The organism is Saccharopolyspora gloriosae (assembly GCF_014203325.1).
GTDB classification, from domain to species: Bacteria; Actinomycetota; Actinomycetes; order Mycobacteriales; family Pseudonocardiaceae; genus Saccharopolyspora_C; species Saccharopolyspora_C gloriosae.
The window spans coordinates 1,807,168-1,831,258 of sequence record NZ_JACHIV010000001.1 but is presented as its reverse complement, the minus strand read 5'-3'; the positions used below and the strand labels follow the sequence as shown (position 1 = coordinate 1,831,258).

Here is a 24,091-nt window from a genome sequence, read left to right as displayed (position 1 = left end):
GCAATGCCCGTCGTCCCCAGGCGAGGAGCAGCTGAGATGTCGGTGAACAGGTCGTGAACCCGCTCGATGGAGAGCCATGAGTGCAGGCAGCATCGACCCCGTGCTCGCGCTGGTCAACGAAGTGCGCTTCGCGTTCCAGCCCCTGATCAACGTGAAGACCGGTGCCATCGTCGCGGTGGAAGCGCTCGCCCGGCCCACCGGTGGGGACGTCCATGACCTGTTCCGGGAGGCCGCACGGCACCGCAAGCTCACCGAGCTCGACATCGAACTGGCTCGGGCCGCGATCACCGCGGCCGCGGATCACGAGACGCTGTTACCCCTGCACCTGAACATCTTCGGCGGCACCGTCACCCACGACCTGCCCCGGCTCCAACTGGTGCTGGACCGGTTGCGCGAAGTGGGCCGCCGCGAGCAGGAAGTGACCTTGGAGATCGGTCCGCCGTTCGCGCGGCTGGACCCCGTCCAGCTGGTCGAAGGCGTGCAGTCCCTCAAGTCGGACGGGTTCCAGATCGCCGTGGACGGCGTCGGTGACGGCGACGTGCCGCTGACGCTGATCGCGGACATGGAACCCGGCATGGTCAAGCTGGACCGCGGCGTGGTCAGCGGTCTGCCGGATTCGGCGCCGCGGCGCGCGGTGCTCGAATCGGTGCGGCACCTGTGCGAGGCCGCGAACGCGGACCTCGTCGCCGAAGGCGTGGAGAACGACCGGCAGCTCTCGGCGCTGCGGCGCACCGGGGTGCGGCTGGTGCAGGGCAACCTGCTGGCCCCGGCCGCGCGCCGGCCACCGACGACGATCACCGTTCCGGGAGTGGCCGCCGAGGTCACCGACCCGTCCGGGCAGCCGGTGAACACGCTCGCGGCCGGGCCGCGCGTCACCGAGTTCCTCTCCCCCGCCACCCTGCTGTCGGTCGACGCGACCGCGGACAAGGTGCGCGGCGTCCTCGCCGACCACCCCGAGATCAGCGGCGTGGTGCTGGTCGACGAGCACAACCGCCCGCAGTTCACCATCGACCGCAACCGGTTCCTGCTCGCCGTCACCGGCCCGTACGGGCACGCGCTGCACGCGAAGCGGCCCGCCTCGCGGCTCGCGGACGAACCGCGGATGGTCACCACCGCGACCACCGCCATGGAGGCGTTGAGCCTGGTCACCCGCTCCGACCAGTACCGGATGTACGACGACGCGATCGTCGTCGACGAGGCCGGCCGCTGCTTGGGCGCGGTGCGCGCCGGGCACCTCATCCGCGGCATGGCGGACCTGAAGGTGGAGGAGGCCGCGGCGCTGAACCCGCTGACGCGGCTGCCCGGCAGCGACGCCATCGCCAGGGACGTCGGCAGGCGCATCGCCGCCGGTGACGTGTTCGCGGTGAGCTGGCTGGACATCGACGGCTTCAAGTCCGTCAACGACAGCGTCGGGTTCTCCGCGGGCGACGACCTCATCCGCACGATCGGGCGGGTGCTGACCGATGCGGCCACCTCGCTGACCTCGGTGACCGTGGGGCACGTCGGCGGGGACGACTTCCTGCTGGTGGCCGACCTGGACGATCTGGTGCCGCTGTCGGAACTGCTGCTCGATCCGGAGCGGGAGGCCGGTGGGGTGCGGGTGACGCTGTCGCTGGCGACGCTGGTGTGCACGCAGAGCACCGTGAGCACCTACGACGAGGTGTCGCGGATGCTGGCGCCGCTCAAGCAGGACGCGAAGGCGCTGACCGGATCGAGCTGGGTGATGTCCCGCCCCGGTTCGGAGCACGTCGACGTGCTGCGCGGCAAACCGCAGTCCCAGCAGCCCCCGCCGTCGTTCCCCGGACCGGCGACGCCGCCACCCGGCTTCGCACCCGGCTCCGGCCCACCGCCGCCCGCCGGACCAGGAGGCTCCGCCGACCCGTCGGCGATGCACTTCCCCACCGAGGACCCGGACCCGGACCTGCCCCAGGCCCGATCCCAAGCCCCACGCCGCTGAGCAGGGAGCCCGGAAACCCGACCGGAAAACACTGATCGCCCTTGGCACAAGCCAGGGGCGATCGGCGACTACACGTCGACAAGAAAGATTTTCATCGTTTGTCCTGTCAGCGGCGAAGCCGCTGAGCCGCGACCCCGCACGCAACCGGCACCGCGGCGGGTTCTCAGCGGCCTTCTCGCGAGGACAGCCATTTCGCTGAGTAGAGGGCTACTTGAGAAATGGATCCCGCAGCGAGAAGGCCGCTGAGGTTCCGCTACCCGACCCGCTAAGCACAGCGAGCCGAAATCAAGATCAGACCGTGAAGCCGAGGGCCCGCAGTTGTTCGCGGCCTTCCTCGGTGATCTTCTCCGGTCCCCACGGCGGCATCCACACCCAGTTGATGCGGAAGTCGCTGACCAGGCCGCCGCCGGGACCGCCGGTGAGCGCGGAGCGGGCCTGCTCCTCGATCACGTCGGTCAGCGGGCAGGCCGCGGAGGTCAGCGTCATGTCCACCGTGGCGCTGTTGTCCTGCTCGACGCGGACGTCGTAGACGAGACCGAGGTCGACGACGTTGATCCCGAGCTCGGGGTCGACGACGTCGCGCAGCGCCTCCTCCACGTCTTCCAGCGCGGCGAGTTCCGCCGCCGGGGCCGGGGGCTCCGGCAGGTTCTCGGCGCCGCGCGCCACGTCGGTGGCCGCGCCCGCGGCGGCCTCGTCCTGCACGTCGGTCTGCTCTGTCATGACGCTCCCACCTCGTCGACGACGCGCGAAACGGCGTCCTTGAAAGCCATCCACCCCAGCAGCGCGCACTTCACGCGCGCCGGGTACTTCGCCACACCGGCGAACGCGATGCCGTCCTCCAGGACGTCCTCGTCGGGCTCGACCTTGCCGCGGCCCTGCATGAGCTCGCTGAAGGCGGCCTGCCGCTGCATGGCCTCCTTCACCGGCTTGCCGACCACGAGGTCGGTGAGCACCGAGATCGAGGCCTGGCTGATCGAACAGCCCTGCCCCTCGTAGGAGACGTCCTCGACGATCGCGTCGAGGCCGCTGCCCGCCAACCGGACGCGCAACGTCACCTCGTCCCCGCACACCGGGTTGACCTGCGAGGACTCCGCGTCGAACGGGTCCCGCAGGCCGTGCCCGTGCGGGTTGCGGTAGTGGTCCAGGATGATCTCCTGGTACATCTGTTCGAGCTGCATCACACGTCCTTCAGCCGTTCACCCGACACCGAAGAAACGCTGGGCCTCCCGCACAGCTTCCCCGAGCGCCCGGACCTCGTCCAGATCGTTGTAGAGGTAGAAACTCGCGCGGACCGTCGCGGGCACCCCGCACGCCCGGTGCAGCGGCCACGCGCAGTGGTGGCCGACGCGCACCTCGACGCCCAGGCTGTCCAGCACCTGGCCGGCGTCGTGCGGGTGCACGCCGTCGACCACGAACGACACCGTGGCACCACGGCTGTCGGTGTTCGCCGGGCCGATAATGCGGACCCCGTCGATCGCCGACAGCTCCTCCAGAGCAGCGGCGGCGAGCTTCTTCTCATGCGCCGCGATGCGTTCCATGCCGACCACCGACAGGTAGTCCACGGCCGCACCGAGCCCGACGACCTGCGAGGTCATCGGCACGCCCGCCTCGAACCGCTGCGGCGGCTCGGCGAACGTCGAGTGGTCGATGTGCACCATCTCGATCATCGAACCGCCGGTGATGAACGGCGGCATCGCGCGCAGCAGCTCGTTGCGCCCGTAGAGCACCCCGACCCCGGAGGGGCCGAGCATCTTGTGCCCCGAGAACACCGCGAAGTCCACGTCGAGCTCGGCGAAGTCCACCGGCGCGTGCGGCACGGACTGGCACGCGTCGAGCACCACCAGCGCGCCGACCTGGTGCGCCCGCGCCACGATCTCGTCGAGCGGGTTGACCGTGCCGAGCACGTTGGACTGGTGCGCGACGGCGACGACCTTGGCGCGCTCGCTGATCACGCCGGACACGTCGGACAGGTCGAGCCGACCGTCCTCGGTGACGCCGAACCAGCGCAGCGTCGCCCCGGTGCGCCTGCACAGCTCCTGCCACGGCACGAGGTTCGCGTGGTGCTCCATCTCGGTCACCACGACCTCGTCGCCCGGCCCGATGCGGAAGCGCTCCGCTTCCGGGCCGGACGTCGCGGCGTTGCTCATCGCGTACGCGACGAGGTTGACGCCCTCGGTGGCGTTCTTGGTGAACACCACTTCGTCCACGCTCGCTCCGACGAAGCGGGCGATCTTGGCGCGGGCGTCCTCGTACGCGTCCGTGGCCTCCTCCGCGAGCTGGTGCGCACCGCGGTGCACCGCCGCGTTGGAGGTCTCCAAGAACGACCGCTCCGCGTCGAGCACCTGGCGCGGACGCTGCGAAGTCGCCCCCGAGTCCAGATACACCAGGCGCCGATCATCGCGGATCGTGCGGCCCAGGATCCGGAAGTCGGAGCGGATCGCCGCGACGTCCAGCGGCCCCGCGGCCGCACCTGCACTGGTGAGAGGCTGAGCGGTCATGACTGGGCGACGGCCTCCTTCTTGCTGGTGAACCGCACGTACCCGTTCTTCTCGAGCTCGTCGGCCAGCTCCGGCCCGCCGGACTCGACGACCTTGCCGCCGGAGAACACGTGCACGTGGTCCGGGGTGATGTGGTTGAGGATGCGGGTGTAGTGCGTGATCAGCAGCACGCCCTTGTCACCCTTCTCCTTGTAGCGGTTCACGCCCTCGGACACGACGCGCAGCGCGTCGACGTCCAGACCGGAGTCTGTCTCGTCGAGGATCGCGAACTTCGGGTCGAGCAGGTCGAGCTGCAGGATCTCGTGGCGCTTCTTCTCGCCGCCGGAGAAACCCTCGTTGACGCTGCGCTCGGCGAAGGAGGGGTCGATGTCGAGGTCGGTCATCGACTTCTTGACCTCCTTGACCCAGTGCCGGATCTGCGGGGCCTCGCCGCGGACCGCACCGGCGGCGCTGCGCAGGAAGTTCGACATCGACACGCCCGGCACCTCCACCGGGTACTGCATGGCGAGGAACAGGCCCGCGCGGGCGCGCTCGTCCACGCTCATCTCCAGCACGTCCTCGCCGTCGAGCAGGACCGAACCGGAGTCGATCTGGTACTTGGGGTGCCCGGCGATGGCGTAGGCCAGGGTGGACTTGCCGGAGCCGTTCGGGCCCATGATCGCGTGGATCTCACCGGAGTCGATCTTGAGATTCACACCGTTGAGGATCGGCTTGGCGCCCTCTTCGGTGAGGACGGAACCGTGCAGGTCCTTGATCTCCAGGGTGGCCATTGTGCTGTGTTCTCCTGGTACTTGGGGAAAGAAGGCGAGTGGGGGGCGGCGTCAGGCGCCGACGACGGCCAGTTCGGCCTCGATCGCGGCCTCCAGCCGCTCCCGGACCGACGGCACGGTGATCTTCTGCAGGATCTCGCCGAAGAAACCGCGCACCACCAGTCGGCGGGCCTGCTCCTTCGGGATACCGCGAGCCTGCAGGTAGAACAGCTGCTCGTCGTCGAACCGGCCGGTGGCGCTGGCGTGGCCGGCGCCTTCGATCTCACCGGTCTCGATCTCCAGGTTCGGCACCGAGTCGGCGCGAGCGCCCTCGGTGAGCACCAGGTTCCGGTTGAGCTCGAAGGTCTCGGTGCCCTCGGCCGCGGCCCGGATCAGCACGTCGCCGATCCACACCGAGTGCGCCCCGTCGCCCTGCAGCGCGCCCTTGTAGAGCACGTTGCTGCGGCAGTTCGGCTGCGCGTGGTCGACCAGCATCCGGTGTTCCAGGTGCTGACCGGCGTCGGCGAAGTACAGCCCGAGCAGCTCGGCGTCGCCGCCCTTGTCGCCGTAGGTGATCGTCGTGTTGACCCGCACCAGGTCGCCCCCGAGGGTCACGGCCAAGTGCCGGAACACCGCGTCCCGGCCCAGGTAGGCGTGCTCGGAGCTGACCTGGGTGGCGTCGTCGGCCCAGTCGTGCACGGACACGACCGACAGCCGGGCGGAGTCGTCGGTGACGAACTCGACGTTCTCGCCCAGCACGCCGGAGCCGCGGTAGTCGAGCACGACGACCGCTTCGGCGAACCGCTCGGCGCGGATCTGGATGTGCCCGAACGCCGTCTCGCCCGCACCGGGGCCGTGCACGACGACGCTGATCGGCTCGGCCGGCTGCACGTCCTTCGGGATGGTGATGACGGTGGCCTGCTCGAAGGAGCTCCAGGCCTGCGCCGCGACCCGGTCGGCGGGCACGCCGCCCTTGCCGAGGCGCTCGTCGTCGCGGCCGACGGTCTCGACGGTGACGTCGGAACCGGCCTCGACCTCGACGTTCAGCGAGGCCGTGGCCTTGGCGGTGCCGTCGTGCAAGCCCTTGAGCCGCTTCGTCGGCGTGAAGCGCCAGTCCTCCTCGCGACCGCCGGGCACCTCGAAGGCGTCGACGTCGTAGGAGGTGAAGCGCTGCCCGCGGGACGACTGCGGCACGACCGCGCCCCCGTGGGAGTGCTCGCTCAGGCCGTGCTGGGCGTCGGCGGTGTCAGTGGTGCTCGTCATGTCAGCCGACGGCCCCTTCCATCTGCAGCTCGATCAGGCGGTTCAGTTCCAGCGCGTACTCCATGGGCAGCTCGCGCGCGATGGGCTCCACGAAGCCGCGCACGATCATCGCCATGGCCTCGTCCTCGGTCAGACCGCGCTGCATCAGGTAGAACAGCTGGTCGTCGCTGACCTTGGAGACGGTGGCCTCGTGGCCCATGGACACGTCGTCGACGCGCACGTCGACGTAGGGGTAGGTGTCCGAGCGGCTGATGGTGTCCACCAGCAGCGCGTCGCACTTGACCGTGGAGGCCGAGTGGTTGGCGCGCTTGGCGACCTTCACCAGACCCCGGTAGGAGGTGCGGCCACCACCGCGGGCGATCGACTTGGAGACGATCGTCGAGGAGGTGTGCGGAGCCATGTGCTCCATCTTCGCGCCCGCGTCCTGGTGCTGGCCCTCACCGGCGAACGCCACCGAGAGCACCTCGCCCTTGGCGTGCTCGCCCATCAGGAACACCGACGGGTACTTCATGGTGACCTTGGAGCCGAGGTTGCCGTCGACCCACTCCATGGTCGCGCCCTCTTCGGCCTTGGCCCGCTTGGTGACCAGGTTGTAGACGTTGTTCGACCAGTTCTGGATGGTCGTGTAGCGGCAGCGAGCGCCCTTCTTGACCACGATCTCCACGACCGCCGAGTGCAGCGAATCGCTGGAGTAGATCGGGGCGGTGCAGCCCTCGACGTAGTGGACGTAGGCGTCCTCGTCCACGACGATCAGCGTCCGCTCGAACTGGCCCATGTTCTCGGTGTTGATCCGGAAGTAGGCCTGCAGCGGGATGTCGACGTGCACGCCCTTCGGCACGTAGATGAACGAGCCGCCGGACCACACCGCGGTGTTCAGCGCGGAGAACTTGTTGTCCCCGGCCGGGATGACCGAGCCGAAGTACTCCTTGAAGGTCTCCGGGTGCTCGCGCAGCGCGGTGTCGGTGTCCAGGAACTGGACACCCTTCTCCTCAAGGTCCTCGCGGATCTTGTGGTAGACCACCTCGGACTCGTACTGGGCGGCGACACCGGCGACGAGCCGCTGCTTCTCCGCTTCCGGGATGCCCAGCCGGTCGTAGGTGTTCTTGATGTCCTCGGGCAGGTCCTCCCAGCTCTGGGCCTGCTCCTCGGTCGAGCGCACGAAGTACTTGATGTTGTCGAAGTCGATGCCCGAGAGGTCGGCGCCCCAGTTCGGCATCGGCTTGCGCTCGAACAGCCGCAGCGCCTTCAGCCGCGCTTCGAGCATCCACTCCGGCTCGTTCTTCTTGCCCGAGATCTCCCGGACCACGTCCTCGTTGAGCCCACGACGCGCGCCTTCGCCCGCGACGTCCTTGTCGGCCCAGCCGTATTCGTAGTTGCCCAGGGTCGCCAGGGTCTCCTCTTGGCTGAGCTGGCCAGAGTTGTTCGGCACCGTGGTGGGTGTGCGCTGCTCGGCAGCGGCAGTCATACGGACTCCCCTCCGTCAGGAATCGGGGCGGTCTGCTGCCCACCGGTCTGGGACCGGGCGGGGGCAGCCGGATCGGTTGCGGCCGGAGCCGACGCCGGAAGGACCTGCTCGGTCTCCGGGCCGTTCGCGGCATGTCGCGCGGACCGCGTGAGCGGTACGTGCGTGGTGCAGGCCGCATCGCCGTTGGCGATGGTGGCCAACCGCTGCACGTGGATGCCGAGGACCTCGGCGAACGCCTCGGTCTCGGCTTCGCACAGCTGCGGGAAGTCCGCAGCGACGTGCGCCACCGGGCAGTGGTGCTGGCAGAGCTGCTCACCGGAGGCCACGCTGCGCGTCGAGGCAGCGTAGCCCTCGCGAGTCAGCGCACCGGCGAGGACCTCGGCCCGTTCGGCCGTGGTCCGCGCGGCGGCCAGCGCCTCCCGGTGGTGAGCGACCAGCGCGGAGATCCGCTTGCGCGCGAACTCCCGCACCGCCTGCTCACCGTCGGTTTCGGCGATGAACCGCAGCGCCGCCACGGCCAGGTCGTCGTAGGCGTGCCCGAACCTGGCCCTGCCGACCTCGGTCAGCAGGAACAGCTTCGCGGGCCTGCCCCGTCCCCTGCGCTGCCGCGCCGAGGACTCCCTGGTGTAGGCCTCGCCCTCGGTGACCAGCGCGTCGAGGTGCCTGCGCACCGCGACGGAGCTGAGCCCGAGTTCCTCGGCCACCGCCGCGGCGGTGATCGGCCCGCGCTCCAGCAGGAGGCGGGCGACCGAATGCCGGGTGCGCCCGTCCCCGGACGGGACGCCCGCACCCGGTGCCGCGGCACCCGGGTCGGCGGCCGCGGCCGGTGAGGAGGTTCCGGCGTTTTTCACAACACTGATGTTACCTATTTAGGTCGAGCACGCCAGAGCGCAGGTCCGACAACGTGACTCGGCTCACCCCGGACGGCGGTTGTGCGACGGCGACGCGGGGCGATCACCGTCTGGCCTAAGCTTCGGCGTCGTGGGTGCAGGCGAGACGAACAAGCGGCACGGAGCCGGACGGGACGTTCCCGCGCGATCCGGTGCGCGGCCCGAGGACGCCGGACCCGGCGACGACGGTGAACGGGGCGAGGCCACGACGGCGGCCGAAGGCGCCGCGGTCCGGACCGCGGAGGCCGCGGGACCGAGCACCGACACCGCGTACGCGGGCGCCGCGCCGACCGACCGGCAACCCGCGCCGCTGGACCCGCCGGAACGCCGCCAGCTCGACCTCGTCCGCCGCTTCGGCACCACCGGCTCGCTCGTGCTGGCCTTCGGCGCGATCGGCGCCGGCGCCGCCCCCGTCGACAACCCGCTGATCGGGGTGCGGCTGCTCGGACTGCCCGCGCGCATCCCCACCGTCGCGATGGCCTGCGCCTGGCTCGGCATGCTCATGGTCGTCACCGCGTGGCTGTGGCTGGGCAAGCTCTCCTGGCCCGGTCGGGACCGCATGGTCAGCCGCACCCAGATGGACCGCACCGTCGTGATGTGGGGCCTGCCGCTGGCCATCGCCCCGCCGCTGTTCAGCACCGACATGTACACGTACCTGGCGCAGAACGCGGTGGCCGCGCTCGGCATCAACCCGTACTCGCTGGGGCCCGGCACCGCACTCGGGGTGGACAACCCGCTGGTCGCGAACGTGCCGAACATCTGGCGCGACACGCCCTCCCCGTACGGCCCGCTGTTCCTCATGTTCGGCCAGCACATCGCCCGCGTCATCGGCGACGACGTGGTGTTCGGCGTGCTGCTGTGGCGAGTCGTGATGATCATCGGACTGGTGCTGGCGATCTGGGCCATCCCGCGGCTCGCCGCGCGCTGCGGCGTGCACCCGGTGGCGGCGCTGTGGCTCTCCGCCGCCAACCCGATCACGCTGTTCCACGTGGTCAGCGGTGCGCACAACGAGGCGCTGCTGGTCGGCATCATGCTCGCCGCCATCGAGCTCGGACTGCGCTGGCGCACCCCGCTCGGCGTGATCGCCGCCGGCGTGCTGCTGAGCATCGGCGGCGCGATCAAACCTCCCGGCTTCGTCGCGCTCGGCTTCTTCGGCATCTACGTCGCCCGCAGGCGCGGCGGCCGGATGCGCGACCTGGTCGGCGTGGCCGCGCTGCTCGGCGTGGTGCTGCTCGTCACGATGACGATCATCACGGTGTCCAGCGGCTGGGGGCTCGGTTGGATCGAGACCTACGACGTGCCGAACCGGATCAAGACCTGGCTGGCGCCGATGACCGCGTTCGGCATGACCGGCGGCGGCCTCGGGATGCTGCTCGGGCTCGGCAACCACACCAACTCGATGCTGGTCATCACCAAGATCTTCGGCTACGCCATCACCGGCGGGGTCTGCCTGCGGCTGCTGTGGCTGTCGTTCAAGGGGCGCATCGAACCGCTGGCCGCGCTCGGCATCACCCTCGGCACGCTCGCCGTGTTCGGGCCGGTGCTGCACCCCTGGTACCTGCTGTGGATGGTGGTGCCGCTGTCGCTGTCCACCAACGACCACCGGTTCCGGCTGGGCGCGGCGGCGATCTGCTCCATCGTCGCGCTGGTCGTGCCGCCGACGGGTGCCGCCTTCCTGCTGCGCGCCTACCAGATCCCGTTCGCCGTGATCGCCTCGCTGATCGCCTTCGGCGTCCTGCTGTGGCTCATGCGCGGCAAGGTTCCACCGCTGCTGCCCACCCGCAAGGGCCGGCGGCCCGTCACGTCATAGGCTTGGACGTCGTGAACGAAGCCGCGAGCACACCCCCGGTCGACGCCTCGGCCACGGACGGCACCGCACTCGACGTGCGCGGGCTGACCAAGCGCTTCGGCGACACCGTGGCCGTCGCCGGGCTGGACCTGCGCATGTCCCGCGGCAGCGTGCTCGCCCTGCTCGGCCCCAACGGGGCGGGCAAGACGACCACCGTCGAGATCTGCGAGGGCTTCCAACGGCCTGACGGCGGATCCGTGCGGGTGCTCGGACTCGACCCCGCCACCCAAGGTGAGCGGCTGCGCCCCCGCATCGGCGTCATGCCCCAGGGCGGCGGCGCGTACCCGGGAGTGCGCGCGGCCGAGATGCTGGACCTCGTCGCGGCGTGCTCCGCCGATCCGATCGACCCGCGCTGGCTGCTGGACACGCTCGGGCTCGGTTCCGCCGGGCGCACCCCGTACAAGCGGCTCTCCGGTGGGCAGCAGCAGCGGTTGTCGCTGGCGTGCGCGCTGGTCGGCCGCCCGGAACTGGTGTTCCTCGACGAGCCCACCGCCGGGCTCGATCCGCAGGCCCGGCACCTGGTGTGGGACCTGGTCGCCGCGCTGCGCCGCGACGGCGTCGGCGTGCTGCTGACCACGCACCTGATGGACGAGGCGGAGGCGCTCGCCGACCGGGTCGTCGTCGTCGACCACGGCCGCGCCGTCGCCGACGGCACCACCGCCGAGCTCACCGCCGACCCGCAGGGCAAGCAGGAGCTGAAGTTCCACTCCGAACCAGCGCTCGACCTCGACCTGCTGCTGGCCGTGCTCCCGGAGGGCTACGAGGCCACCGAGCAGCGCCGCGGGCAGTACGTGGTGCGCGGCACCATCGACCCGCAGGTCGTCTCCGCCGTCACCGCGTGGTGCGCGCGGCACGGCGTGCTGGCCAACGAACTCCGGGTGAGCAGGCGCAGCCTGGAGGACGTGTTCCTGGACCTGACCGGACGGGAGTTGCGCTCGTGAACCGTGGCGCGGAGACAGGCGAGGCCGGCGCGGACCTCGCACGCCAGGACCGGCCGAGCTCGGGCGCCGGGCGGTTCCCGGCGGGCACGTTCGCGCCCGCTCCCGGACGCGGCCGCGCGCTGCGGATGCTGGCCGCGCACACCCGGATAGAGGCGCTGCTGATCATCCGCCACGGCGAGCAGGCGCTGCTCACGCTGATCATCCCGCTGGCGCTGCTGATCGGGCTGAGCACGCTGCACATCGGCACGGTGCCGGAGCCGCGGGTCGACTCGGTCGCGCCGCGGATCCTCGCGCTCGCGGTGATGTCCACGGCGTTCACCGGCCAGGCGATCGCGCTCGGCTTCGACCGGCGCTACGGCGTGCTCAAGCGGCTGTCGGCGACGGCGCTGCCGCGGTGGACGCTGATCAGCGGCAGGGTGCTGGCGACGCTGCTGGTGGTGGCGTTGCAGGCCGTGCTGCTGGGGATCACGGCGGTGCTGCTGGGCTGGACGCCGAGTCCGCTCGGGGTGCTGGCGGCGCTGCCGGTGCTGGTGCTGGGCACCTTCGCGTTCGGCGCGGCCGGTGTGCTGGTCGGCGGCGCGTTCCGGGCGGAGATCGTGCTGGCGGTGGCGAACGCGATCTGGTTCGTGCTGCTGCTGGCGGGCGGGCTCGCGCTCCCCGCCGGTGATCTGCCCGGGCCGGTCGGCGTGACCGCCGGGCTGCTGCCTTCGGGGGCGCTGGCCACCGCGCTGGAGACGACCTTGGAGCACGCCGCGCTGCCCGGGTGGCAGCCGGTGCTGGTGCTGCTGGTCTGGGCGGGCGCGGCCGGTGCGCTCGCCGTGCGCACGACTCGCCTCACCTGATCCGGACGCGGCGTCGAGGACGTCCACGAGCGGCGACGTCGCTGAGCAGCGGCCAGTGGGACGGCCCCGGCGGCGGACCGCGACTTCGCCGGGTGGAGGGCGACACGAGATGTCGAGCCCCGACCGGCCCGGCAGGAGCGCGAGATATCGAGCCCGCCTGTTACCGGAAGTAGGGTGGCGGCATGACTGAGCCGCACACCGACGTGACGCCCGGCGCCGAACTGGCCCGCCCCTGCCACAAAGCCCTCGAAGCGCTGCACGCGCTGATCTACTTCAGCCCCGACGCGGACGAGGCGTTCACCGCACTGGGACTCGACACGCGCACGATGCGCTACTTCGCCGGTCGCGCCGCCCCGATGGGCGCCGTCGGCGCCGGAGTCGTGGCCGCCACCTTCTACAACTTCAACCCGCGGATCATCGCCGAGGTGATCCCGCACGCGTGGTCCATCGCGTCCCCGGCCACGGTCGTCGAAACTCGCTTCCGCGCCGCCGACACCACGCTGCGCAAGCTGCTCGGCGAGGACGTCATCGCCTCCGACGAGCTCGCCGAGGCCGCCGCGCTGGCCCGCCGCGCCACCGAGGCCTGCCGCCCCGAGGCCCGCCCGCTCTACGCCGGGCACGCCGACCTGGAGTGGCCGAGCGAGCCGCACCTGGTGCTCTGGCACGCGATCTCGCTGCTGCGCGAGCACCGCGGTGACGGCCACCTGATGGCGCTGCAGCAGGCAGAACTGTCCGGCCTGCACGCGCTCGTCCTGCAGATCACCAGCGGGGAGGGGTTGTCGCGCAAGTTCGCCCAGCTCAGCCGCGGCTGGTCCGACGAGGAATGGGCGCAGGCCCAGGACGAGCTGCGCGAGCGCGGCCTGCTCGACGCCGACGGCGCGATCACCGACGAGGGCGCCGCGCTGCGGGAACGCATCGAGCAGCGGACCGACGTCCTGGCCGCCGCCCCGTGGGCGCACCTGGGCGCCGAGAACGCGCAGCGCCTCGCCGCGCACGGCAAGCAGCTGAGCAGGAAGGTCGCGAAGGCTGGCGCCTTCCCGGGTCAGGCCTTCGCCCACGGCGAGCGCCAGTAACCGCCGCACCCGACCTGGCGGCCGGTCGATCCGGGGCGGCACCTACCATCGAGACGTGCCGATGTCCTCGTTGTCGTCCCGGATTCCGGCGTCCAGCCACCGCTTGGTACGCTGGCTCGCGCTCGCCGTTCTCATCACCCAGGCCCTGATCTCGGTGACCGGCTCCGTCGTCCGGGTGACCGGCTCGGGACTCGGCTGCCCCACGTGGCCGCAGTGCTTCCCCGGCAGCATGGTGCCCATCGAGCACCCCGAGGTCGCACAGCTGCACCAGGTGATCGAGTTCGGCAACCGCACGCTGACCGGGCTGGTCGGCTTCGTCGCGCTGGCCTGCCTGATCGCCGCGTGGCAGGTGCGTCCGCGCCGTCCGCGCCTGGTGCGGCTGGCGCTGATCATGCCGGTCGGCGTGGTCGTGCAGGCGATCATCGGCGGCATCACCGTGCTGGTGGACCTGAGCTGGTGGAGCGTGTCGATCCACTTCATGGCCTCGGCGGTGCTGATCTGGCTGGCGGCCTGCCTGTTCAAGGCCGCGGGCGAAGGCGACGAGGAGCCCACGCCGGTGGTCCCCGGCAACATGCGGCGGCTGCTGGTGGCGCTGACCGCGGTGACGGCCGCGATGCTGATCGCGGGCACGCTGGTCACGGCGGCGGGCCCGCACGCGGGCGACGCCGACACGCCCCGCCTCGTCGTGGCGGTGCCGACCTTGGTGCAGGCGCACGGCCTGCTGGTGATGGCGTACGTGTGCCTGCTGGCGGTGTTCGGCGTGTGGCTGCGCAGCGCGCGGCCCACCAAGGCGCTGCTGCGCGCGTACACCGCGGCGTGCGTCCTGGTGCTGGCGCAGGGCGCGCTGGGTTCGGCGCAGTACCTGCTCGGCGTGCCCGAAGCGATGGTCGTGCTGCACGTGCTCGGCTCCACGTTGGTGATCACCGTGACGGCCCTCCTGTGGGGCGAATCCCGCTACCGCGGCAAGCTCCCCGAGCCGTCCACCCCCACCGAAGCATCGCCCACCCCCACAGCGGCCTAGAACCCCCCAGAGCACCTAACCCGCTGCCGATCACGTCCTACCAGCGACGAAGCCGTGCAGTAAGCGGCGAAGCCGTGCAGTTGGGCGGGCGAAGCCACGCCTGCCTTGCGGCCGAAGGCCGTGCCTGTATGTGCGGAGCACATAGCCCACGTCGAAAACCGGCTCACCCGCGGGTTCTCAGCCGGTCTCTCGCGAGGACGGCTTTTTCCCTCGTGGCGGAGCCACTCGGGAAAAGATCCCGCAGCGAGAGACCGACTGAGGTTCCGCTACCCGGACACCAAAGCAAAACGACCGCGCGGGTCAGAACCGATGACCACGTCGTTCGCGTTCCCAGCGCTGCCAGAGTTCGGGCATTTCGCCTGCGAGCCATTTGTAGAACTCGTGGACGGTGCGCAGCCTGCGGGCACGTTCGCCTTGCCCGCTGAACATGCGCAGACCTTCTTCGGTGAGCTGTTCGAGCCCGGTGACCTGCTGCATGCGGTGCCGCACCAGCTCCGGCCAGCGCTGCTCCTCGACGCGGTACAGCGCGGCTTCGCGGCCTTGCCGGGTCGTCTTGGAGATCACTCCGAGCCGCAGCAGCAGTCGGACGTTGGTGCTGATGGAGCCGCTGCTGGCGTTGAGCCCGTGCGAGAGCTCCGCGGCGGTGCGCTCCGGCGGGTCGCAGATCAGCAGGAACGCGAGGATCCGCCCGGCGATCAGCGGCATGCCTTCGGTGGCTTCGAAGTGCGCGGCCATCTGCTCGATCCACTCGGACATCGCCGGACGATCGGTGCGCTGCGCGTACTCGGTCACCTCAGTGCCTCCGACTGATCGACTTCAACCGTTGCTGAAAACATAAACGCCGGAGAAGCGGAAATCCACCCCGACACGCTCGCCGATCGGAGGTCGTGCTCAGCGCAGGGCGGCGCGCACGGCGGACGCGAAGCGCGCCTTGGCGCCGGGGTCGGCTTGCGCGAAACCGAGCGACGGCTCGGTGAGCTCCAGTTCGAGCAGCAGCGGTGCGCCGTCGTCGCCGCGCACGACGTCGACCCGCGCGTACAGCAGGTCCGCGCGGCGCAGGCCGTGCAACCCGGCGGCGGCGTCCATCGCGTCCTCCGCGGCGCGGCGCAGCGCCGGGTCCGGCCGCACGCCGAACCGCTCCCCCGGCGCCGTGTCCGGCACTGCCGAATCCGGGAGCATCGCGCCCTTCACGAACGCGTGCGAATAGGTCCCGCCGAAGAAGACCAGCGCCGTCTCCCCTTCCCGGTCGACGGCGCGCTGGTAGGGCTGCACGAGCACTCGCTGGTCGTTAGCGTGCAGCCCGGCGAGGTGCGCGACGGCCGAATCGAACTCGCCCGGCGCGAACCGCGCGGCGCCCCGCGAACTCGCCCCCACCGAGGGTTTGAGCACGAAGTCGACGTCCGGCCACGGCGACCGCAACGGCTCTCCGGGCCGGATCAGTTCGGTCGGCACCACCGGGACACCGCGCTCGGCCAGGTCCGCGAGGTAGGTCTTGTCGGTGTTCCAGCGCGCCACCCCGGCCGGGTTCGCCAGCGCGGGCACCGAGTCGCACCAGCCGAGGAACTCCTTGCGCCGCAGCGGGTAGTCCCAGGTGCTGCGCAGCACCACGAGGTCGGCTTCGCCGAACGCGGCGGCCGGGTCGTCCCAGGGAGCCCACTGCGCGGTCACGCCGATCCCGGCGAGCACGTCCGGCAGGTCGTCCTCGTCGGCGCCGGAGCGCGGCAACTCCGCGCAGCTCGCGAGCAGGACTCGGGCGCCGGGCCTCACCGGGCGCGCGGGCCGGCCATCTTGCGGCGGTGCGCCGGGCCGATCTGCAGCGCGGCGGTCGTCTCGCCGTCCCATTCGCTGGCGGTGAGCTGCTCGACGGCCTCGATGACGGCCTCACCGGCGGCGACGTCGGTGACGAGCACGTCGCCGAGCGCGCCGTCCTCGCCGATCAGCACGAGCCGAGCGCCCGCCTGACCGATGTTCTCCACGACGGCGAGGGCGGAGCCGCCGTGCGCCAGCGCGAACGCCTTCGCCGTGGCGACCGCCTTCGGCGAGGGGGCGGTGGTCTGCTCGGTCTCGTTGTCGGCTGCCATGCGGGTGATCCTAGACAACGACCCCGACGCTGGGGGCGGAACAGTTACCCAGGCCACCGCCGCGCGGGCGCGCTCCTGCGAGAGTGGGGGCCGGCCCGGTGGCGGTTCCGCCGCCGGTGCGAACGACGAACGCAGGGAGGCACGCATGCGCGCGATCCGGATACCGGCCCACGGCGGACCGGAAGTGCTGGAGTCCGCCGAGCTCGACCAGCCGGCTCCGCAATCCGGTGAGCTGCTGGTGGAGGTCGCCGCGGCCGGGGTGAACTTCATCGACACCTACCAGCGCAGCGGGCTGTATTCGGTGCCGTTGCCGTTCACCCCCGGCGTGGAGGGCGCGGGCACGGTTCGCGAGGTCGGCCCGGACGTCACCGGGTTCTCCCCCGGCGATCGGGTCGCGTGGGCGATGTCGCCCGGCGGATACGCGGAACGCGCCGCGGTGCCCGCGCGCAACGCGGTGCGCATCCCGGACGGCGTCGAGGAGCGGACCGCCGCCGCGGCGATGCTGCAGGGCATGACGGCGCACTTCCTGGTCTCGTCCACCCATCCCGTGCGCGCGGGCGAGACGGCGCTGGTGCACGCGGCGGCGGGCGGGGTCGGGCTGCTGCTGACCCAGCTGATCAAGGCCCGGGGCGGCAACGTGATCGGCACCGTGTCCACCGCGGAGAAGGAGCAGCTGGCCCGCGCCGCCGGTGCGGACGAGATCATCCGCTACACCGAGGCGGACGTGGCCGAGGAGGTCCGGGACCTCACCGATGGGCGCGGCGTGGACGTGGCCTACGACGGCGTCGGCAAGGACACCTTCGACGGCAGCCTCGCGGTCCTGCGCCCCCGCGGCACGCTCGCCCTCTTCGGCGCCTCCAGCGGCCCGGTCCCGCCGGTGGACCCGCAGCGCCTGAACTCGGCGGGCTCGGTCTTCCTCACCCGCCCGTCCCTCGCGCACCACATCCTGAGCAGGGAGGAGCTCGACTGGCGAGCAGGCGAGATCTTCGCCGCGATCAAGTCCTCCGACCTCGACGTCCGCATCGGCGGCACCTACCCCTTGAACCAGGCCCGCCAAGCCCACGAGGACCTGGAATCCCGCCGCAGCACCGGAAAACTCCTGCTCCTCCTCTGATCCCCTTCCAGAACGACCTGCATAGCGGCTCGGGTAGCGGAACCTCAGCGGCTCCCTCGCCACGGGATCGATTTCTCACGTACGCCACCGGCGAAGCGGGCCTGCTTCGCGGCCGAAGGCCGTGCTCTGCGGCGAAGCCGTGCAGCGGGCTGCGAAGCAAGCCCGCCTCGCGGCGAAGCCGTGCAGCGGGCTGCGAAGCAAGCCCGCCTCGCGGCGAAGCCGTGCCTGTATGTGCGAAGCACATAGCCCACGTCGAAAAGCCGACCACCCGCGGGGTTCTCAGGTGGCTTCTCGCGAGGACGGCTTTTTCCCTCGTGGCGGAGCCACTTGGGAAAAAGATCCCGCAGCGAGAAGACACCTGAGGTTCCGCTACCCGGACACCAAAGCAAAAAGAGCCGTGCAATCACCCCAAGCGATTCCGCAAGCGGAGGCCGAGGCCGCCGGTGGTCAGTAGTACTGCTCCTACGAGCAGCACGATGAGCGGGCCGCCCAGGGCTCCTCCGGTCCAGTCGTAGAGCGCTTCGGGGACGGCGACGGTCACGCCGAGCACGCCGAACACGAGCAGGACGGTGGAGCGCAGCCGCAGGAACGCGGCGAAGCACAGCACGGCGAGCACGAAGGTCGTGGCGTAGCTCCACGACTGGTGTCCGATGACGGTCCATTGCGCGCCGGAGAGCGCGGTGGCCGCGCCGATCCCGAAGCCCACTTCGCGCCGGATCCGCCCGGCGCGGTCTCGGGCGGGGCGTTCGAGGATGCCGCCCGCGCTCAGCGCCGCCCACGCCGCGCCGAGCGCGATGAGCAGCACCATTTCGGGGATCTGTTCGCCGCCGATCCAGTCGCCGGGCAGCGACAGCACGAATCCGTACGCGAAGCCGCCGGTGGCGAGCAGTCCGGGCACCGAGGGCAGCGCGGCGCAGGCGACGGCCGCCACCAGCAGTCCCGCGCCGGTGGCGACCATCGCCACGTTCAGCGAGTCGAGGTGGTCGAGCCCGGAGCCGACGGCCATGGCCGTCGTCCCGGATGCGAGCGCGAACAGCACGGCCACGATGCGGCTGCGCCGGGACGGCTCGGTCACCGCGAGCGCGCGCACGCCGCGCGGCGATCGGGCGATGAAGATCCCGGCCGCGACGAGCAGCGCGGTGGCCGCGGCCAGCATCCCCACCCGGGCCGTTCGGGAGAGGTCTTCCCACGACATGCCGAGCAGCAGGGACGCGCCGCCGAGCACCAGGGCTCCGCCCGCGTATCCGAGCACTTCCCAGAGTCCGCCGGGGCGCTGCGGTGCGGTGTCGGCCGACAGCTCCGCCGCCACCGCTTCGCTCTGCTCGGTGGTGAGCGTGCCGCGTTCCACGAGGCGTTCCAACGCCCGCCGCTGCCGCGGGGGCAGTTCCGCGCTCATCGTCCATCCCTCCGTCGGTGATCTTCACCCGACCGTCTCACAGGACGATGGGGCGCACTCGCACTTCGGGGACGGCGCCGAGGCCGCGCCGGGTTGTCAGGACCAGGGCCAGCCCAGGATCGGCAGGCCGAGCGCGGAGTCCACCGCGAGCGCCACGCACACGATCATCAGGTACGTGTTGGACATGTGGAACAGCCGCATCGGCTTGGTGGGTTCGCCGCGCTTGGTCGCGGTGTGCAGCCGGTGCGCCAGCCACAGGAACCAGGCGCCGGAGGCCACGGCGAACGCCGTGTAGAGCCATCCCGTCGCCGGGGCCAGCAGCAGCGTCCACAGCACCATCAGCCAGCTGTAGGCGACGATCTGCCGGGACACGTAGGAGGGCTCGGCCACGACGGGCAGCATCGGCACGCCCGCGCGCTCGTAGTCGGCCTTGTACTTCACCGCCAGAGCCCACGTGTGCGGTGGCGTCCAGAAGAAGATGATCCCGAACATGACCAGCGCGGGCCAGTCCACCCGGCCGGTCACCCCGGCCCAGCCGATCACGACCGGCATGCAGCCCGCGGCACCGCCCCAGACGATGTTCTGCGCGGTGCGGCGCTTGAGGACCAGGGTGTAGATCAGGACGTAGAACAGGATCGTGGCGACGGCGAGCACCGCGGCCAGCAGGTTCGTGGTGGCCCAGAGGAAGCCGAACGATCCCAGGCCCAGCACGACGCCGAAGATCAGCGCGTGCCGGTTCGAGACGGTGTGGCGGACCAGCGGCCGGGCGCGGGTGCGCTGCATGACCTGGTCGATGTCGGCGTCGGCCACGCAGTTGAGCGCGTTGGCGCTGCCCGCGGCCATGGTGCCGCCGATCAGCGTGGACAGCACCAGCCACGGCGAGGGGATGCCGCGTTCGGCCAGCAGCATCGCCGGGATGGTGGTGACCAGCAGCAGTTCGATGACGCGCGGTTTCAGCAGCCCGAGGTAGGCCTTCAGCAGGTCGCCGGGGCGGGTCGCGTGCTGCCGGGGCTCGGCCGCGGTGGTGTCGGTGGTGGTCACGAGGCCGCTCCGCACGCCACCTCGAGCGCCGTGCCGCCGGGGAGCGCGGCCGGGGCCGCGCCGGGGTGTCCGCCCAAAGCGAAGCGCACCGAAGGCATGGGACTCCTAGTCAGCTCGGGTGACCGGCCGGAACGACGGCGGCCGACCGCCCTGAATAGTAGGCGCGCTACGCCCCGCGGCCCTCCGCAGGGTCCTGCCTCGCGCCCGCGCGCACGCCGACGCCCGGGCGCCGCGCCGCGCCGGTACCGTGGGGTGAGCCGTCGGACGCGCAGCGCGGTCGGCGTCGGCCATCGGCGCCGCGTCGTCCCGGCCGGGGTTCGCCGCGCGCGGCGAGAACCGCAGCGCACGGCTCCGCTCCCGCGCAGCGCACGGGGCATCTGTCGGCGGGCTCGGGAACGAGCGCGGCACCGGCGGGTGGGCTGCGCGGAAGGCGTTCCGGCGAACGGCGAGGGGTCACCGCCCACGATGGTCGGCCGACCCGCGATCCTCTCACCCCGGTGGGGGACCGCATCAATTCAGGCGGGCCGCCGCGTGCCCACGGGGTCACGGCTAGGCTGCCCGCTGGACGAGGGATAACTGCGGTCCGAATCGGTCCGGGTCAGCGGGCGACGCGCCGGAGCCGCGAAGGACCGCTTCGATTGAAACTTGGAGCTGCGTCCGTGTCCGTCACCGACGATCTTGCCCGCTTGACCACCAAGCGACTGCCCGCAGACTGGACCGAGTTGGACCAGCGCGCCGTGGACACGGTCCGGGTGCTGGCCGCCGACGCGGTCGAGAAATGCGGCAGCGGGCACCCAGGCACCGCCATGAGCCTGGCCCCCGCCGCCTACGCGCTGTTCCAGCGCGTCATGCGGCACGACCCCACCGACGCCGACTGGATCGGCCGCGACCGCTTCGTGCTGTCCGCCGGCCACTCCAGCCTGACGCTGTACCTCCAGCTGTTCCTGTCCGGGTACGGGCTGGAACTGGACGACATCAAGGCGCTGCGCACCTGGGACTCCAAGACCCCCGGTCACCCGGAGTACTGGCACACGCCCGGCGTCGAGACCACCACCGGCCCGCTGGGCCAGGGGCTGGCCAACGGCGTCGGCATGGCCATCGCCGCCCGCCGCGAGCGCGGCCTGCTGGATCCGGAGTCGGCCCCGGGCGAGAGCCTGTTCGACCACCAGATCTACGTGATCGCCTCCGACGGTGACATCGAGGAGGGCGTGACCTCCGAGGCTTCTTCGCTGGCGGGCACCCAGCAGCTGGGCAACCTCACGGTGATCTACGACGCGAACGAGATCTCCATCGAGGACGACACCAGGATCGCGCTGTCCGAGGACACCGCGAAGCGCTACGAGGCCTACGGCTGGCACGTGGTGACCGTCGACGGCGGCGAGGACGTGGCCAGCATCCTGGACGCGCTGGACGCGGCCAAGGGCAAGCCGGACCAGCCGACGCTGATCGTGCTGCGCACCGTGATCGGTTTCCCGGCGCCGACGAAGATGAACACCGGCAAGGCGCACGGCGCCGCGCTGGGCGGCGACGAGATCACCGGCATCAAGAACGCGCTGGGCTTCGACCCGGACAAGACCTTCGAGGTCTCCGACGAGGTCCTCGCGCACGCCCGCAAGGTCGTCGACCGCGGCCAGGCCGCGCACGCCGAGTGGCAGCAGGGCTTCGACGCGTGGGCCGCGGCGAACCCGGAGCGCAAGGCGCTGCTGGACCGCATCCGCGTCCGCGAGCTGCCCGCCGGTTGGCACGAGAAGCTGCCGACGTGGGAGGCCGACGGCAAGGGCGTCGCCACCCGCAAGGCCTCCGGTGAGGTGCTGGCCGCGCTGGCGGACGTGCTGCCGGAGCTGTGGGGCGGTTCCGCCGACCTGGCGGAGAGCAACAACACCACGATGAAGGGCGTCGACTCGTTCGGCCCCGCGCACATCTCCACCAACTCGTGGAACGCCCAGCCGTACGGCCGCACGCTGCACTTCGGCGTCCGCGAGCACGCCATGGGCTCGATCCTCAACGGCATCGCGCTGCACGGCGGCACCCGTCCCTACGGCGGCACCTTCCTGATCTTCAGCGACTACATGCGTCCCGCGGTGCGGCTCGCGGCGCTGATGAAGGCGCCGACGATCTACGTGTGGACGCACGACTCGATCGGTCTGGGCGAGGACGGCCCGACGCACCAGCCGATCGAGCAGCTGTCCTCGCTGCGCGCCATCCCCGGCCTGTCCGTGGTGCGCCCGGCGGACGCGAACGAGACCTCGTTCGCGTGGAAGGCCGTGCTGGAGGACACCACCGCCCCCGCCGGGCTGGCGCTGACCCGCCAGGGCGTGCCGACGCTGGAGGGCACCGACGCCGAGGGCGTCGCCAAGGGCGGCTACGTGCTGACCGAGGCGTCCTCCGGCACCCCCGAGCTGGTGATCATCGCCACGGGTTCCGAGGTCCAGCTGGCCGTCGAGGCCAGGAAGATCCTGGAGGCCGACGGCGTTGCCACTCGTGTGGTGTCGATGCCGTGCGTCGAGTGGTTCGACCGGCAGGACAAGGCCTACCGCCAGCAGGTGCTGCCCCCGTCGGTGCGCGCCCGCGTGTCCGTCGAGGCCGGGATCGCCCAGTCCTGGCACCGGTTCACCGGTGACCTCGGCGAGAACGTCTCGATCGAGCACTTCGGCGCCTCGGCGGACTACAAGACCCTGTTCGAGAAGTTCGGCTTCACCACCGAGGCGGTCGTCGACGCCGCCCGGCGGAGCCTGGAGAACGCGCGCTCCCACGCGTGAGTGGAGGTATCCCAGTGACGAACAACCAGAACCTCACCGCGCTCAGCCAGGCGGGCGTGGCGATCTGGCTGGACGACCTGTCCCGCCAGCGGATCACGTCCGGCAACCTGACCGAGCTGATCAACGACTACGCGGTCGTGGGCGTCACCAGCAACCCCACGATCTTCGCGAAGGCGCTGTCGAACGCGGCCGACTACAACGACCAGGTGCGTGAGCTCGCCGCCCGCGGTGCCAGCGTGGACGACACCGTCCGCGAGCTGACCACCAAGGACGTGCGCGACGCCGCCGACGTCTTCCGCAACGTCTACGAGGCGGGCGACGACGGCCGGGTCTCGCTGGAGGTGGACCCGCGCCTGGCGCACGACACCGACCGCACGGTCGCCGAGGCGCTCGAGCTGTGGAAGGCCGTGGACCGGCCGAACCTGATGGTCAAGATCCCGGCGACGGTCGAGGGCCTGCCCGCGATCACCCGGGTGCTGGCCGAGGGCGTCAGCGTGAACGTGACGCTGATCTTCTCCGTGGACCGCTACCGGGACGTGATGGACGCGTACCTGGCCGGCCTGGAGCAGGCCAAGGCCAACGGCCACGAGCTGAGCACCATCGCCTCGGTCGCGTCGTTCTTCGTGTCCCGCGTGGACAGCGAGATCGACAAGCGGCTGGAGGGCATCGAGGGCGGCCAGGACCTGCAGGGCAAGGCGGCCATCGCCAACGCCCGGCTGGCCTACGCGGCCTACGAGGAGGTCTTCTCCTCCGACCGCTTCCAGGCGCTGGCCGCGTCCGGCGCGAAGCCGCAGCGCGCGCTGTGGGCCTCGACCGGCGTGAAGGACCCGTCGTACTCCGACACCCGCTACGTCGACCAGCTGGTGGCGCCGAACACGGTCAACACCATGCCGGAGGCGACGCTGTTCGCCACCGCCGACCACGCTCAGGTGGACGGTGACCAGGTCAGCGGCACCAAGGACGCCTCGCAGCAGGTGTTCGACGACCTGACCGCGGCGGGCATCGACCTCGACGACGTGTTCGCGGTGCTGGAGCGCGAGGGCGTCGAAAAGTTCGAGAAATCCTGGGAGGAGCTGCTCGACACTGTGCGCGAGCAGCTCGACCAGGCCAAGTAGTCGGCTGGTCCACCGCGGGTGTGCCCCGCGCCTGGCT

General features: G+C 71.2%; 21 protein-coding genes. 9 read left to right on the top strand and 12 right to left on the bottom strand.

Annotated features, from left to right (window positions below; all coding sequences use genetic code 11):
• Window positions 1-76 precede the first annotated feature (76 nt).
• Window positions 77-1,957 (top strand): GGDEF domain-containing protein, encoded by a 1,881-nt coding sequence (locus tag BJ969_RS08355; RefSeq protein WP_184478242.1) that lies wholly within the window; start codon window positions 77-79, stop codon window positions 1,955-1,957.
• A 291-nt stretch (window positions 1,958-2,248) separates the two neighbouring features.
• Here BJ969_RS08355 and BJ969_RS08350 read toward each other — a convergent pair whose 3' ends face one another.
• From BJ969_RS08350 to BJ969_RS08320, 7 genes are read right to left on the bottom strand one after another with little or no spacing between them, the layout of a single operon-like run.
• Entirely contained in the window at window positions 2,249-2,677 is a 429-nt protein-coding gene (locus BJ969_RS08350; protein ID WP_184478241.1) for a metal-sulfur cluster assembly factor, read from the bottom strand.
• Window positions 2,674-3,135 (bottom strand): Fe-S cluster assembly sulfur transfer protein SufU, encoded by a 462-nt coding sequence (sufU, locus tag BJ969_RS08345; RefSeq protein ID WP_184478240.1) that lies wholly within the window; start codon window positions 3,133-3,135, stop codon window positions 2,674-2,676. Before sufU ends, BJ969_RS08350 begins: the two co-directional genes overlap by 4 nt.
• Before the next feature lie 18 nt (window positions 3,136-3,153).
• Window positions 3,154-4,455 carry a cysteine desulfurase gene (locus BJ969_RS08340; protein WP_184478239.1) on the bottom strand — a complete coding sequence of 434 codons (1,302 nt, stop codon included), beginning with the start codon at window positions 4,453-4,455 and terminating at the stop codon, window positions 3,154-3,156.
• Window positions 4,452-5,225, bottom strand: a complete 774-nt coding sequence (sufC, locus tag BJ969_RS08335) for a Fe-S cluster assembly ATPase SufC (protein ID WP_184478238.1) — start codon at window positions 5,223-5,225, stop codon at window positions 4,452-4,454. The genes BJ969_RS08340 and sufC overlap by 4 nt, the downstream gene beginning before the upstream one ends.
• A gap of 51 nt (window positions 5,226-5,276) precedes the next feature.
• Window positions 5,277-6,467 (bottom strand): Fe-S cluster assembly protein SufD, encoded by a 1,191-nt coding sequence (gene sufD, locus BJ969_RS08330; protein WP_184478237.1) that lies wholly within the window; start codon window positions 6,465-6,467, stop codon window positions 5,277-5,279.
• Window position 6,468: 1 nt separating this feature from the next.
• Window positions 6,469-7,932 (bottom strand): Fe-S cluster assembly protein SufB, encoded by a 1,464-nt coding sequence (gene sufB, locus BJ969_RS08325; RefSeq protein ID WP_184478236.1) that lies wholly within the window; start codon window positions 7,930-7,932, stop codon window positions 6,469-6,471.
• Window positions 7,929-8,783 (bottom strand): helix-turn-helix domain-containing protein, encoded by an 855-nt coding sequence (locus BJ969_RS08320; protein WP_184478235.1) that lies wholly within the window; start codon window positions 8,781-8,783, stop codon window positions 7,929-7,931. Before BJ969_RS08320 ends, sufB begins: the two co-directional genes overlap by 4 nt.
• Before the next feature lie 130 nt (window positions 8,784-8,913).
• Here BJ969_RS08320 and mptB point away from each other — a divergent pair, with 130 nt between their 5' ends.
• The 5 genes from mptB (at window position 8,914) to BJ969_RS08295 (ending at window position 14,548) form a co-directional block, all read left to right on the top strand.
• Entirely contained in the window at window positions 8,914-10,632 is a 1,719-nt protein-coding gene (gene mptB, locus BJ969_RS08315) for a polyprenol phosphomannose-dependent alpha 1,6 mannosyltransferase MptB (protein WP_184478234.1), read from the top strand.
• A 74-nt stretch (window positions 10,633-10,706) separates the two neighbouring features.
• Window positions 10,707-11,612, top strand: coding sequence for an ABC transporter ATP-binding protein (locus BJ969_RS08310; protein WP_425503600.1), 906 nt, complete (start codon window positions 10,707-10,709; stop codon window positions 11,610-11,612).
• A complete protein-coding gene (locus BJ969_RS08305) occupies window positions 11,609-12,454 on the top strand; it encodes an ABC transporter permease (protein WP_343071304.1) in 846 nt (281 codons plus the stop codon). Before BJ969_RS08310 ends, BJ969_RS08305 begins: the two co-directional genes overlap by 4 nt.
• Window positions 12,455-12,636: 182 nt before the next feature.
• Window positions 12,637-13,527: an SCO6745 family protein gene (locus BJ969_RS08300; protein WP_221315745.1), complete on the top strand. Its 891-nt coding sequence runs from the start codon at window positions 12,637-12,639 to the stop codon at window positions 13,525-13,527.
• 55 nt (window positions 13,528-13,582) lie between these two features.
• Window positions 13,583-14,548 (top strand): COX15/CtaA family protein, encoded by a 966-nt coding sequence (locus tag BJ969_RS08295; protein WP_184478232.1) that lies wholly within the window; start codon window positions 13,583-13,585, stop codon window positions 14,546-14,548.
• A gap of 300 nt (window positions 14,549-14,848) precedes the next feature.
• Here the strand turns inward: BJ969_RS08295 and BJ969_RS08290 are convergent, their stop codons facing one another.
• The 3 genes from BJ969_RS08290 to BJ969_RS08280 form a co-directional block, all read right to left on the bottom strand.
• Window positions 14,849-15,340 (bottom strand): transcriptional regulator, encoded by a 492-nt coding sequence (locus BJ969_RS08290; RefSeq protein ID WP_184478231.1) that lies wholly within the window; start codon window positions 15,338-15,340, stop codon window positions 14,849-14,851.
• Window positions 15,341-15,439: 99 nt separating this feature from the next.
• On the bottom strand, window positions 15,440-16,273 hold the full coding sequence (locus BJ969_RS08285; protein WP_246456718.1) for an ATP-grasp domain-containing protein: 834 nt from the start codon (window positions 16,271-16,273) through the stop codon (window positions 15,440-15,442).
• A gap of 38 nt (window positions 16,274-16,311) precedes the next feature.
• Window positions 16,312-16,629, bottom strand: a complete 318-nt coding sequence (locus BJ969_RS08280) for a hypothetical protein (RefSeq protein WP_184478229.1) — start codon at window positions 16,627-16,629, stop codon at window positions 16,312-16,314.
• A gap of 145 nt (window positions 16,630-16,774) precedes the next feature.
• Between BJ969_RS08280 and BJ969_RS08275 the strand changes: the two genes are divergently transcribed.
• Window positions 16,775-17,743, top strand: coding sequence for a quinone oxidoreductase family protein (locus tag BJ969_RS08275; RefSeq protein ID WP_184478228.1), 969 nt, complete (start codon window positions 16,775-16,777; stop codon window positions 17,741-17,743).
• Between the two features lie 403 nt (window positions 17,744-18,146).
• Here the strand turns inward: BJ969_RS08275 and BJ969_RS08270 are convergent, their stop codons facing one another.
• Together BJ969_RS08270 and BJ969_RS08265 are read right to left on the bottom strand one after the other, a co-directional pair.
• Complete coding sequence (locus BJ969_RS08270) at window positions 18,147-19,139, bottom strand: DUF2157 domain-containing protein (RefSeq protein ID WP_184478227.1); 993 nt, start codon at window positions 19,137-19,139, stop codon at window positions 18,147-18,149.
• 96 nt (window positions 19,140-19,235) lie between these two features.
• Window positions 19,236-20,120: a heme o synthase gene (locus tag BJ969_RS08265; RefSeq protein ID WP_221316305.1), complete on the bottom strand. Its 885-nt coding sequence runs from the start codon at window positions 20,118-20,120 to the stop codon at window positions 19,236-19,238.
• Window positions 20,121-20,839: 719 nt separating this feature from the next.
• On the opposite strand from BJ969_RS08265, the gene tkt reads away from it, so the two are divergent.
• Complete coding sequence (gene tkt / locus BJ969_RS08260) at window positions 20,840-22,939, top strand: transketolase (protein WP_343071302.1); 2,100 nt, start codon at window positions 20,840-20,842, stop codon at window positions 22,937-22,939.
• A gap of 14 nt (window positions 22,940-22,953) precedes the next feature.
• Window positions 22,954-24,054, top strand: coding sequence for a transaldolase (gene tal / locus BJ969_RS08255; protein WP_184478224.1), 1,101 nt, complete (start codon window positions 22,954-22,956; stop codon window positions 24,052-24,054).
• Window positions 24,055-24,091 lie beyond the last annotated feature (37 nt).

What these genes read in the sequence shown, in the direction of transcription:
- BJ969_RS08300 (WP_221315745.1), top strand. Translation starts at nt 12,637, where the DNA reads ATGACTGAGCCGCACACCGACGTGACGCCCGGCGCCGAACTGGCCCGC.
- BJ969_RS08275 (WP_184478228.1), top strand. Translation starts at nt 16,775, where the DNA reads ATGCGCGCGATCCGGATACCGGCCCACGGCGGACCGGAAGTGCTGGAG.
- BJ969_RS08350 (WP_184478241.1), bottom strand. Translation starts at nt 2,677, where the DNA reads ATGACAGAGCAGACCGACGTGCAGGACGAGGCCGCCGCGGGCGCGGCC.
- sufU (WP_184478240.1), bottom strand. Translation starts at nt 3,135, where the DNA reads ATGCAGCTCGAACAGATGTACCAGGAGATCATCCTGGACCACTACCGC.
- BJ969_RS08355 (WP_184478242.1), top strand. Translation starts at nt 77, where the DNA reads ATGAGTGCAGGCAGCATCGACCCCGTGCTCGCGCTGGTCAACGAAGTG.
- sufB (WP_184478236.1), bottom strand. Translation starts at nt 7,932, where the DNA reads ATGACTGCCGCTGCCGAGCAGCGCACACCCACCACGGTGCCGAACAAC.
- sufC (WP_184478238.1), bottom strand. Translation starts at nt 5,225, where the DNA reads ATGGCCACCCTGGAGATCAAGGACCTGCACGGTTCCGTCCTCACCGAA.
- BJ969_RS08280 (WP_184478229.1), bottom strand. Translation starts at nt 16,629, where the DNA reads ATGGCAGCCGACAACGAGACCGAGCAGACCACCGCCCCCTCGCCGAAG.
- BJ969_RS08270 (WP_184478227.1), bottom strand. Translation starts at nt 19,139, where the DNA reads ATGAGCGCGGAACTGCCCCCGCGGCAGCGGCGGGCGTTGGAACGCCTC.
- sufD (WP_184478237.1), bottom strand. Translation starts at nt 6,467, where the DNA reads ATGACGAGCACCACTGACACCGCCGACGCCCAGCACGGCCTGAGCGAG.
- BJ969_RS08340 (WP_184478239.1), bottom strand. Translation starts at nt 4,455, where the DNA reads ATGACCGCTCAGCCTCTCACCAGTGCAGGTGCGGCCGCGGGGCCGCTG.